This is a genomic window from Reichenbachiella versicolor (assembly GCF_003171675.1).
GTDB lineage: Bacteria > Bacteroidota > Bacteroidia > Cytophagales > Cyclobacteriaceae > Reichenbachiella > Reichenbachiella versicolor.
Genome location: NZ_QFZQ01000010.1, coordinates 16591 through 29818 on the forward strand (window position 1 = coordinate 16591; position 13228 = coordinate 29818).

Consider the following 13228-nt stretch of genomic DNA (forward strand, 5'->3'; position numbering starts at 1 on the left):
GTTAGTCATCTTGAGTGAGGGCAAAAGGTCTTTAGTCCTTATGAAATGTTCGCTACACTCTGTATGATTATTCTGTTACTTTTAAGACAACCTCTTTTATTATCTAAGAGATTACTACTACTCAATCACCAGCTTGATCTGAACGGATGATTTGCCTCCAGAGACTTTAACTAAGTATAGCCCTGCTTCTAACCCTGCTGTTGAAATTGATTGCTCGGAGTCAAATGATGATTGCTTTACTAGATCACCTAGAAAAGTGTAAATACTGACTGTACCCTTTTCCAAGCCTGCTATATTGATATATCCTTTAGCTGGATTTGGATATACTAAAATCTGTGGTTCTTCGACTATTTCCTCTATGATGGTATTCTCGGAAGATTGTTCTTCTGTCACTTCTCTAGCTCCTGATGCCGCCCCACTGCTAGGAATATATTCTCCGGCATACCAACCACTTCCATAGGTGGAAGCATAGAATTTATTGGGATTACTGTTATCTATAGCGATGTCATTGATTCTATCAGACTGACCATTTCCTGTATTGATCTTGATCCAAGAAGTACCTGAATCTTTGGACAAATAGGTTCCTGCATTTCTTTCGCCTATAGTTGTATTGGACAAGGTACTGAGCAAAATAGTTTTAGGGTCTGTCAAAGCTGTTTCCACTCTATATGTCCAAGGGAAGTCAAATATTTGAGTCCATGATACGAGTTCATCTGAGCTCATCCACAGACCTCCTTCATCGGCATCAGCTCCTTTGTAGCCTGACGAAATATAGACTTTTCCATCTTTTGCGAAGTGGATATCATTGATACCGAAATCACCACTTATGCTAGCTGTAGAGGCTACTTCCGTCCAAGAATTACCTCTATTGGTGGTTTTGTACAATCCACCGTTTCCACCTTGTACTGCCGCATATAGTACTTTTGGATTGGTGGGGTGCATGGCTATGGCAGTCACGTCTCTAGAGGTAGGAAGTCCTGAGTTGATTTCTTCCCAAGTTTCTCCGCCGTCTGTAGTTCGATGCACTCCATGACTTCCTACGCTATTTCCTACGAGTTGAACATTTTTAGACTTCTTGGGTACATTGAAGTACATGTATTTGGGGTTATTGTAGTCTATTGTCAAGTTCATCTGATGAATTGACTGATCTCCACCACCACTGGCAGGCCAAGGTTTTTCGATGGCTACACCATGTTTGTTCCATGTAGTGCCACCATTCGTTGATTTGAAAAATTCACCTCCACCATGCTGTCTAAAGAATAATGCAAAATGGACGTTGGTGTTGCTGGGGTGAATGGCGTAGGAGCTTAGTGACTGCTCATGTTCACTGAACTTGAAGGCTGTCGCTCCTTGTGCACCTGCCCTGACGTTTTCACCTTCATCATTTGTCACCCAAAGTGAGTTTTCACCAGCTGCACAAAAAACTTTGTTGGGTATATCTGGATGCTGATAAAACCCATGGCCTGGCAGGTTACTATTTCCTGCTCCCACCCAGCTGTTTGCGGTTCCTGTTGCTCTGTCATCGATATCGACCCATGTGTCTCCTCCGTCATATGACATCAGAGATATTTTAGCCATCTGGGTATGAAGGACGGAACCATCAGCATTGAATCGAGTAAAATTACAGGACTTGCGATCATAGGCATCTCTATCTACCCACTGATGTAAATATCTCAAAGTTATATTGGTCCCCACTGGATTGCCTCTATCCCTCCAGTACCGTACATCATCACCTTTGTTCCAATTAATTCCATTTCTAAAGGTGACAAACCAATGATCTCCTCCATTTTTAGTTCTCCAGATTTGACCTGGCAAGAAGTTGTTCGTAGAGCTATTAGAGTACATGTTATTCATGTACAAATTGTCGGGATCGTTAGGATCAACGGTGATTTCATTGAAACGCTGGGTGATTTTAGTGGGTAATTCGGAAAATCTAGATTTAGCCTCTTCTACAGTAATACCAAAATAGAAAGCTACCGTGTTGTAATAGCTTTTCTTGACCGCATGGTTTGATCGGAACTGTGTCATATCTAGCGCTAGATCTCCTGTAATATTCTCCCATGTCGCTCCTCTATCGGTACTTTTGAATACTCCCCCTTTATGATCTGTGACTGTATTTCCGTCTGCTTTCCATGTGATGTTGTTCAGCACATAGAGTGTCACTTGTCCAGTTTCTTCGTCATGATGCATGGTCATTGACTTGATGACATCATGATCCAAACCACTACTGAATTTTGTCCAGTTAGCTCCTTTATTCGTACTCTTATAGAAACCATAGTTGGTAGACACGTAAACAATCCAAGGTTTGACTGGGTCGACTATTATTGTTTCTACTTCTGCTTTTGGGTGAAGCCCTGTAGCACTTAGGGTCCAGCTGACTCCTCTGTCATTGCTTACCCATATTTTTCCTTGGCTGTTTTCATCTACCCATATACCGTGTGGATCGGATTTTGGAAACTCTACATGTGCGAAGTCTCTCATTCTACCTGCTCCTACATACCAGACTTTATCATCATCAGGACGCGGGGTGACACATGCTAGATATGCTCCTCCAAACGTAGAATTGAGTTCGGTCATTAGTCTCCAAGACTTGCCCTTGTTAGTCGTCTGATACAATCCAAAATTCTTCTCTACTGTAGCAAATCCATACTTTTCGTCTTGTCTAGAGAAATCGACATAGGCAAACTCTACGGGTCCTCTTAGTCCTGTATTGAATCCTGGTGCGTCATCATTCATCACAGAGTGGTAAGTCTTACCCTTGTTAGTCGAGCGATAGGTATTGTGCATGTTTGGTGCGATAAACAATACATTCGGGTCTGTTGGATGCCAAAATGCACACTTATTGTTGCCACTCATTCCTGGACCGAACTGAGTCCATTTTACACTTTGTTTTGAGGCTATATTCTTTGTTTTCAGATCAGAAAAGAACTGTGTGGCATTGAATGTTGGATCTGTCACAGCAGCACTTCCAGTTTCCTTGAGGACTTTGATGCCGTCTATATAGTATTCACCCTTATTTGCAGAGTTTGGCCGGAAGGTAAAGAGTATGTAGCCGTTGTTGGCATTGACTGTTGGGGTAAATTCAAAGGAGTATTTGGCCCAGCCTGTTTGATTCCAATCGATATTGGAAATCCCTATTTGGTTACCTCCATTATCGAAAAGCTTGATCATAGATGCGGTATTGTCACTTGGATCAGGGGAATACCATTTGAATGAAATAGTGTATTTCTTACCTGCTTCCCAGTCTATGGTTTTAGGCGTGTTAAAATTCACTTTTTGATTTGATGAGGTGAGCTTAATTCGAGCGGAATAGTCGCCCCAGGAGGAATGAGCATTAGAACGTTCTAGAAGGGCACCACCTTGAGCCAAGGTGCTTCTCCATTCGTTTGAAAAATTGGACTCGAAACCTGAGGTAAAAATAGTTTCATCTGCCCACACCATAGTCGGCAGCATGAGCATAGCTAGTATTAGTCTTATCATGACAATTGGTTTATAGTAAATAATCAATTAAAGATGCTAAGACTATAACTAGGCAATTCGTCCAATACAAGAATCACATAGGAGGGCTGCACTCATCCTATGGACCTATCAAAAGAAAGAGACCCAGATTAGCGTCTTATCATCGCAGGTTTAAAATTGCCATATCTGGTGACTAAAAAGGATGATTTTTTTACTGTAAAAAAGGGATAAAACAGAATATTATTCCGTACAAACCCTTATTTACAACACAACCCTCATATAACGGTAATTCAATATCCCAAATTGAAAGTTGAGGAATTAAGAAAAATGAATCCTGCTGGTGTGATGTAGGGAAGCTTTTCTTCTTATTGGTGATGGAAGTGCTTTTCTTAGGTTAAATCCACTATATAGATTGGCTGTTTAGCAGGAATAAAAAAAAGCTCTCTATGATATTTTTTCAAATATTTAAGAGAGCCTCTTTATATAATTATCAGTTCTTTTATTTCAATTCTAGCGCTTCTACTTTTCGGTTTTCAGTACCTCTCAGTTCTTCATATTTTGCACTAAGCTGAGCAAGCAACTCTGGGTTTGATTCTGCTAGATTATTTTGCTGACCTAGATCTTCTTTCAAATTGTACAGCATAGCCGTCTCGCTATTTCCCAATTCGATATTGACTTCGGTGTTTACAGCTGGTCCTTCATATGCAGGGATGAAGATGTAGTCTCCTGTTCTCAATGCGGTTCGAGAAGTCGCTTCGATTATTAGGTTCTCTCTTCCTTCCTCAGACTTCCCTAGTATTACATCTAGCAATTCTTCACTGTCTTGAGTCTTGTCTTCGCTTCCTACCAGCTTAGCGATAGAGGCAAAAACGTCCATCTGACAGATCAATGCATCAGATACTTTTGGCTGTATGGTGCCTTTCCAGTACACCCAAAATGGTACTCTTGTTCCTGCTTCGAATAAGCTATACTTACCGCCTCTTAGTCCGCCTTTGGGATCATGATTTCCGATTCTAGTATCTGCCTCGTCATTGTAGCCATCGTTCAATACTGGTCCATTGTCACTGGAGAAGATGATAATGGTGTTTTCTAATATTCCTTCTTCTTCTAGTGTCTTCACGAATTCACCAACACACCAATCTGCTTCCACGATGACGTCTCCTCTTGGCCCAAGGTCTGTAGCACCTACAAATCTAGGGTGGGGCGTTCTAGGCACGTGGGGTTGCTGCATTGCATAGTATAGGAAAAATGGTTCTTCCTTGTGATCTCTGACGTATTGCTGAGCTCTTGCTAAGAAGTTGTCAGCCATATCTTCATCTACCCACTTGGCAGATTCTCCACCTTTCATGTAGCCAATTCTTGGAATACCGTTAACGATAGAGCTATTGTGTCCGTGGTGCCATGTCATTCTTAGTAGCTCAGGGTTATCCTTGCCTGTAGGCTGTCCTTCGTAGTTCTTGGCATAGTCAACTTCGATAGGATCATTTGGGTCTAGATTTTCTACCAATCCATCTTTCAAATAAACGGTAGGTACTCGGTCTTGTGTAGCTGCCATGTAGTATGCACTCTGAAATCCTACTTCGTTAGGCCCAGGAGATACTCTTTCATTCCAATTTACAAACCCAGATCCTAATCCTAAGTGCCACTTGCCTACAAGTCCCGTTGCATATCCTTGAGCTGCTAGCATTTTTGGAAGTGTCATTTGTGCCGTATCAATGATCAATGGTGCCGTCCCTGGTAGAATCTTGGCTCCTCTTCTCCATGGGTATCTACCGGTCAATAGTGCATATCTACTGGGTGTGCAAGTTGCAGAAGAAGCGTATCCGTTGGTGAATCTTACACCTTCATTGGCTAGCTTATCCATATTTGGAGTAGGAATATCCTTAGCGCCGTATGCTCCTACATCTCCATAACCAAGATCGTCTGTATAGATTACCACTATATTGGGTTTGTTAGGAACTTTGGAATCTGTGCTTCCTTCTTCTTTGGTAGGCTTCGTACATGAAGCGATTACCAAAGCAAGTATTAATAGTTGAAAAAGTGTTTTCATCTCATCATTTAGCTTATATCGACTCATGACGTCCCGCCAATTCGCCTGAGTCAATTAGTAATAGTAACAGTCATACATGGCGGCAGCTCAAATTTGCAATGAATAATCTGAAATGTCATGGACATATGTAGACTATCAGAATAACCTATTCTTTTCGATTTTGCTGCTGCATTTGATACTCCTTAGGAGGAATACCAAATTCTTCTTTAAAGCAGAGTCTGAAATACTTTGGGTCGTTAAATCCTACTTCGTTCATGACTTGGGTGACCGACGTGATGTCTTTTCGAGTAAAGAGTTGGGCAGCACGCTTGAGCCTCATTTTTCTCACAAAAGCTTTGGCAGTACTACCTACTAGTGCTTTCATTTTTTTATTGAGATGGTGCTGAGACAGTCCGCATTCCATGGCGAGTTCTTCTATAGCAAACTCTGAATTAGAAATATTAGCTTCGATATTTTTCATCAGTCGATCGAGGAACTTTTGATCAGAATTGGTCAATCCTATTTCTGCTGGTTCCATATCGACTTTGCTTCGGTACTTTTCTATGATTTTGACCCTAGTATGCAAAATTGCCTTTAGTCGTGCTTCTAGTTCTTCTACTCTAAATGGTTTAGTAACATATGCTTCAGCTCCTACGTGATAACCGGTGAGTTTATCATCTTCGGTATCTTTCGCCGTCAGTATAATCACAGGAATGTGACTGATTCTATCATCAGCTTTTAGCTTCTTACAAAATTCAATTCCATTCATGCCGTCCATCATCACATCTGTGATCACTATGTCTATGGTCTCTTCTTGACATATTTTAAGCCCTTCTGAGCCATCTGCCGCTTCGTAGATATTATAATTCTGACTAAAACTATCTTTGATAAATTGCCGAATTTCTTCGTTGTCTTCTACCACTAGTACGGAGTGATCTTTCTCCCTATCTTCTTCTGAATCATGAATACTGACATGTTCTTCGGGAATAAGCCAATCTACATTGGAGTTATCTTCCTTAAGATCTTCTACCTCTAAAACTTGTTCGGCTTGATAGGCACTTTTTTCTATTGGTAGTGTGATGATAAAGGCGGTTCCTTCTTTTCGTTTTCCTTCCAATTCAATGGTCCCCTTGTGAAGACTTACTAAACTCTGAACGAAGGACAGACCAATACCAGAACCTGATTTACCTGTATGATCCAGCGTATTGAATCTTTCGAATATTTTATCCCTTTGCTCTTCTGGTATCCCATCACCATTGTCAGCTACGACTATATATAGTTCTGTCTTTTTCTTATCTATGATCACATCGATTTTGCCTCCATCTGCTGTGAACTTGAAGGCATTGGATAGTAGATTGAATATCACTCGCTCAATCACTTCTCTATCAAACCACATCTCAATAGATTGAGAATAGGTTACTTTTAAATCAATATCTTTTTGATTAGCCAGATTCTGAAAATTTCCTGAGAGCTGTTCTATGTAACTTGTGATACTGCCCATAGACACGCGGAGCTTCATCATTCCTTGCTCTGCTTTTCTAAAACCTAATAACTGATTAATTAGATTGAGAAGTGATTTTGAGTTGCGAAGGATATTTTGATAATACTTCTTTTTCTCTTCATCGGAAATCTCGTCACTACTATTATCCAACTTCTCAGAGTATCCCAAAATCAATGTCAAAGGAGTTCTAAATTCATGTGAGATATTGGTAAAGAACTTGAGTTTCATCTGATGAACCTCCTCATTTTTCTTCTGTAAAACCAATTCGTTCTTACTTGATATGGTGATCAATGTAAACCTCCTAGAGACATAAAAGATCACTATGAACAAAACGACATAGAAAATATATGCCCATATTGTCAACCAAGGTGGAGTTTGTATAATAAACTTAATTGTTTTGGCTTCGCTCCATACTCCATCGCTATTTCCTGCCTTGACCATGAGCTTATACTCTCCATGAGGAAGATTCGTATATCTGATCGTTCGATTCTTGACATTAGTAGTAATCCATTCCTTATCAAAACCTTCAAGTTTATACTTATAGGTATTTTGTTTTGGTGCTACAAAGTGTAATGCTGCCATTTCAAGAGAAAAGCTATTTTGATGATGCTCTAATTCGATTTGATCTACATGATTGAGCTGTTTTACTAATATGACTTTGCCATTGAGCTTTTCACCGACTTTGATAGGATGATTGTCTATCAACAAATTGTCAAAAGATACAGAGGGAGGTACTGTATCTGTTCTTACCTTTTCTGGGAAGAAAGCATTGAACCCGTTTACTCCTCCGAAGATCATTTCTCCACTTCGTCTACGCCAAGCTGCCATTTCACCAAATTCCAAATCTTGCAATCCTTCACTCAATCCATAATTGGTCACATAAAGATTTTCTGGGTCGAATTTTGAGATTCCGTTATTACTAGAGATCCAAAGATTTCCGTCATCATCTTCAAGTATAGCCTTTATCACTTCACTTGGAAGCCCATCTTCCATTCCGTACCTAACAAATTTATCCTCGTCTACATTCTCTCCCTTAAACACCCTATTCAAGCCTCCTCCTAAAGTGCCTACCCAAACGTCATTATTACTAGTCACATATATAGGTAGTATATAATCCTTTGAGATTGAATATGGGTCCTTAGGATCATTGGTATACTGAATGAATCTTGGAAGATTCGTTTTCAAATCTTCTTTTGGTATTTTATTGAGGCCTTTATCAGTACCTATCCATAAATTCATATCTTGGTCAAACTTCAGGCTTCTAATAATATTAGAAAGTAAACCTGAGCTCTCATGTTGCTCAATATTGAAATTGGTAATGCTGACAGGTTTACCATCGTCATTAAATAGATATCTATAAAGTCCCCCTGAATATGTGCCTGCCCAAATCTGATTTTTAGATGCCTCTATGCAAAAAACAGCAAGCTCTGGCTGTTTTATATATCGCTGTTCGTACTGCTCAGGTTTTCTTCCATCTATTCTGATTAGGTTCAGATTGACCTTATATCCTCCTCCTAAAACGATGTACTTTTTGTTTCCTAAAATCGCCTCATTGATAGATGTCAGAAAATGAGTTTTTTTAAAAATATCTATCTGGTTTATGTTGTACCATCCATTATGATATTTCTTCCCTGCTCTTGCAGGTAGCACATTTGCCCCTTTGGACTCTGACCCCATCCACAGATTATTTTGGCTGTCTTCAAATACAGACCTAATGACATTTGAAGTAATTGCTCTTTCGTTTGAGGTCTTCTTAAAATGTTTGAACGTGGTTTTGGGATTATACTTACTTAGCCCACCACCTTTGGATCCAATCCAGATTAATCCACTTCTATCCTCATAGAGAGAAAATGGGGATTCGCTGTTGATGGACTTGGGATTTGATGGTTTGGTTTTAAACTTGAAAGGTTTTTGTTTTTTGGTTACGTCAATTTTTTGAACACTCAACCCATTATTTCTATTGGCTCCCCATACTCGTCCGTCTTGACTTATTATTGTTTCTCTGCTATACATGGGAGAAACCATCGTAAAAACAGGATTTCCTGAATTCAAGCTCTTATGTGTCACAAAGTGAACCCCTTTAGCAGAAATCAACAGACCGTTCTGGTAATCATCTATATCCTCGACTACTCCCAAGTTTTCATCTACGATCTTCATAAACTGCCCTTTTGATCTAGAATCTCCTATAAATCTGAAAAGTCCTTTCTTGGAGCCAACCCAAATACCGTCATACTTATCTTGATAAATGGTCATGACCGCTGAGCCATTAAAGTCATTTATAGGATAGTTGATAATATCCAAAAGCTCCCCTGCACTATTGAAGATCAACTTATCAATCCCGTCCATTCCTCCTGCCCAGACATTGTTTTCCTTATCTATCAACATACACTTGACACCTTTGTTGATAATAGTTAATGGAGCTACGGTTTCATGATTATAGTTGACGAACGAATCTGTAAACCTGTCGTACTTTGATAAAACCTTGTCACTACTTGCTACCCAAAGTACCCCTGATGATGTCACTACCAAATCCATAATGAGATCACCTCCTATAGAAGTAGAGTCTTTGGGGTCATTGATATATTGCTTGAATGTGAAACCGTCAAATCTATTGAGTCCATGATTGGTTCCTACCCAGATATACCCATCATGATCTTGAACTATACTTTTGACATCGTTTTGTGACAAGCCATCTCGTGTGGTATACGCTATGAAATTATCATATTCGCTTAAGTTTTGTGCTGAGGTTAGATGTGTTAGAAATAGCAAACAGTAAATAAGTCTTCTCATCATCTTCTCTTCGGTTATCTACTACAATTTCCATGAGAAACACAGGAAAATCAAAAATAACAGAGATGGACTTGCTAGAAGCAGATTAATTCTTTCAATAATCGGGTCAAATCGACCTAAAATCCATTTTGGATACAGAACACAATAGCTCAAAACCCTTAATATTCACACAATTCACTCCTGTTTTCTTCGATAATCCTACCTCTTTTTTAGTCTGCACACCACGGTTTCTCTAAGAATTATTCGACTCGCTTGGTAATAGTGATAAATACTATTGTGGATGATAATGGTGTATTCCACTAAAACTAAATGATGTATATGATTGAGAAACTAAAACTCTGTGCAATAATACCGAGAGAATTAAAGGTATTAGCAGTACTATTGGTACTGTTTGCTTTCGGAGCACAGTCTGCTATTGCTCAGCAGGTGAAAGGTAAAGTAAAAGACGCGGAAGATAATTCTGATCTTCCCGGTGTTACGATCTTGGTAGTCGGTACTTCAACAGGTACTGTTACCGATATTGACGGCAACTACTCCATCAAGATTCCAGATGGAGCTACACAACTTCAATTCCAGTTTATAGGCTATGGCACTCAAGTCATCGATGTAGGGAACCAGTCTACTATCGATGTAGCTCTACAAATAGAAACTGAGATGCTTGAAGAGATTGTAAAAATTGGATATGGTGAACAAACGAAAAAAGAAGTAACTGGCGCTGTCGCTAGTGTGGAAACGGAAGAAATTCTTAAAACTGCTACTCCTGATATCGGTACGGCTCTCCAAGGTCAAATAGCCGGTGTGAACGTACAGGCTTCTTCTGGTGCTCCCGGTGCTACTGCTAACATTCTTATTAGAGGTGTAACATCAATTACTGGTGGGAACACTCCTCTTTGGGTCGTAGATGGCGTACCACAAGAAGATGGTTTCGTCCCAGCTCTATCACCAAATGAAATTGAATCAATTAATATCCTAAAAGATGCCGCTTCTACGGCTATATATGGTACAAGAGCTGCTGCTGGGGTCATTTTAGTCACTACTAAACAAGGTGAAGAAGGTGATCTCAAGGTAAATCTGGATGCTTCCTACGGTGTGCAACGAATTATTTCTACTGTAGAATTATTAGATGCTGCTGAGCAGATATATGTTGAAAAACAACAACAGTACATGTTGGATCCAAACAATCATTGGGAAGGAGGGTTCAACCAAATTGAGAATAACTACAACGGCTTCACCAATGATACTGATCTATTGGAAGATACTTACTATCAAGATTTAGCTGCTCAACAAAATTATTCTGTCAACTTATCTGGAGGATCAAAAAAGGTTACTTTCAATATGAACAGCTCCTATTTCAGTCAAGACGGTACTCTCATCAATTCGAATTATGAGAGATATACTGGTAGGTCCAATTTTAGATACAAAGACAAAAAATGGACTGTAGTGGGTATTTTATCTGCTAGGTTGGAAGATAGAAGATTCGCCTCTCCTACCATGATACAGCAAGGTCTAAAATACAGACCTATCAGTAACCCTGTAGATCCGAATGCCTTTGAAATTCAAGCAGATTCGGATCAAAACAGTTTATTTGCCAATTTAGGAGGTATTGTTCAACGATTACAAGAACAAAACTTATCCAGAAAGCACCAATTCTCAGGAAACGGAAATGTCAACTATAATATTGGCTCTGGATTTTCTTTTGATTCTCGAATATCAGTCTCATTTGAGGACGACTTAAGAAAAGTAATAAACCCTAGGTTCGCCATATTTGATAATTCTGGAAACTCAAAGCCAACCAATAGTAGATCACGTGTAAGAAATGAACACAGAAGAAGAACTAGAACTTCTTTTGAGAACAGTATTAGATACAACAAAACCTTCAATAAAAATCATAAAGTCAATGCTCTTGTAAACTACTCTGTTGAAAAATTCACAAGTGAAGGTTTTAGAGGTGAAAGGTTTGATCTTGGGAATAATAATATCACAGTACTTAATGGAGCCTTTTCAGACCCGAATGCTAGTTCGATAAATGGGTTTGTAGCCACGCTATTGGGTGTATTGGGAAGAGCTCAATACTCCTATAAAAACAAGTATCTTTTCTCAGCCACTTTGAGACATGACTACTCGTCGAAATTCCACCCTGATAACAACTCAGCATTCTTCCCTGGAGTATCTGCAGGATGGAATGTATCTGACGAAGAATTTTGGGATCCAATATCTACTGTAATCAATACTTTCAAAATAAGAGCTGGCTGGGGTACTGTAGGTAATCAAGCAATTGCTAATTACCAATATGACCCAACTGTCACAACAGATAGAAACGCGATTTTTGGTAGAACAGATGTGATCCAAACTGTAAATGGATCAACACAGAACGAGTTCAGAGATCCATCTATACACTGGGAAACGACTGTTGAAAAGAATGTTGGTTTTGACATGTATATGCTCAACAATCAAATAAGTCTTACCGCTGATGCATATGTCAAAGACAAAAAAGATATGCTATTCCCTGTCCTAATTCCTGTAAGTGGCGGGGTTGGAGTGAACCAGACTTATGTAAGCAATGTCGGAAACATGATCAATAGAGGGCTCGAAATAGCGGCTAATTATCGTCACAATGGAGAATTCTCTTGGAGTATTGGAGCAAACGTAACATTTGCAGAAAATGAAGTCACGTCCCTTGGCTCAGATGCTGATTTACAGTTTATATCTGGTAGTAGAATCGCCGGAGGAAATGACCAAGATCTTATCTCTGTTTTAAAAGTTGGTGAACAAGCTGGCTCATTTTACATGTATGAGACTAGAGGGATTGTTAAAACTGAGGAGGAATTAGCTGAATATCAAAAAGTTCAATCAGACGCTAGAATAGGAGACTTAATAAGAGTTGATAGAAATGATGATGGTGTCATCAATGATGAAGATAGGTATATAGCTGGTAGTTGGATGCCTGACTTAGAAGGTGGTGTTCAAGTAAGTATGAGTTGGAAAGGTATTGACTTTAGTATGTCATGGGTAGGGTCTTATGGAGCTGACCTTATCAATGGTTACCGAGCTATCGCCATGGATGAAGGAAGAGGCAAAGATTTATTATACATGTGGACTCACCAAAATCAAGATGCCACAATCCCAACATGGTATGGTGGTGGAACTAATAGCTATAGAGGTCTCAATGACATATGGCTAGAAGATGGTAGCTATGTACGACTTAGAAACGCTACTCTAGGGTATACTATTCCCAAAAGAATCACTGAATCGATTAGAATCAAAAAAATTAGGGTCTATGTAAATGCAACGAATGCTTTGACTTTTACTAACTACTCTGGATTTGATCCTGAGGTAGCTGGATATGACGAAAATGTCGGAGGAAGTTCACTCGGATCCAGAGGTATTGACAAAGCTACATACCCAATTAGCGCAGTTTATTCTGGTGGTATCCAAATTCAATTTTAATA

Annotated in this window: 4 protein-coding genes; 1 reads left to right on the forward strand and 3 read right to left on the reverse strand. The window is 39.5% G+C overall.

The annotated features are described in order from the left end of the window. Positions 1-117: 117 nt before the first annotated feature. From DKG80_RS17825 to DKG80_RS17835, 3 genes are all read right to left on the reverse strand, one after another. Positions 118-3480, reverse strand: a complete 3363-nt coding sequence (locus tag DKG80_RS17825; RefSeq protein WP_109832737.1) for a VPS10 domain-containing protein — start codon at positions 3478-3480, stop codon at positions 118-120. Positions 3481-3958: 478 nt separating this feature from the next. Further along, a complete protein-coding gene (locus DKG80_RS17830; RefSeq protein ID WP_109832868.1) occupies positions 3959-5509 on the reverse strand; it encodes a sulfatase family protein in 1551 nt (516 codons plus the stop codon). Between the two features lie 145 nt (positions 5510-5654). Further along, positions 5655-9782 carry a hybrid sensor histidine kinase/response regulator transcription factor gene (locus tag DKG80_RS17835; RefSeq protein WP_109832738.1) on the reverse strand — a complete coding sequence of 1376 codons (4128 nt, stop codon included), beginning with the start codon at positions 9780-9782 and terminating at the stop codon, positions 5655-5657. Between the two features lie 315 nt (positions 9783-10097). On the opposite strand from DKG80_RS17835, the gene DKG80_RS17840 reads away from it, so the two are divergent. Continuing rightward, complete coding sequence (locus DKG80_RS17840; protein WP_162555965.1) at positions 10098-13226, forward strand: SusC/RagA family TonB-linked outer membrane protein; 3129 nt, start codon at positions 10098-10100, stop codon at positions 13224-13226. The last annotated feature ends 2 nt before the right edge of the window (positions 13227-13228 follow it).

Coding starts and splice junctions, on each gene's coding strand:
- DKG80_RS17825 (WP_109832737.1), bottom strand. CDS start 3,480: ATGATAAGACTAATACTAGCTATGCTCATGCTGCCGACTATGGTGTGG.
- DKG80_RS17830 (WP_109832868.1), bottom strand. CDS start 5,509: ATGAAAACACTTTTTCAACTATTAATACTTGCTTTGGTAATCGCTTCA.
- DKG80_RS17835 (WP_109832738.1), bottom strand. CDS start 9,782: ATGATGAGAAGACTTATTTACTGTTTGCTATTTCTAACACATCTAACC.
- DKG80_RS17840 (WP_162555965.1), top strand. CDS start 10,098: ATGATTGAGAAACTAAAACTCTGTGCAATAATACCGAGAGAATTAAAG.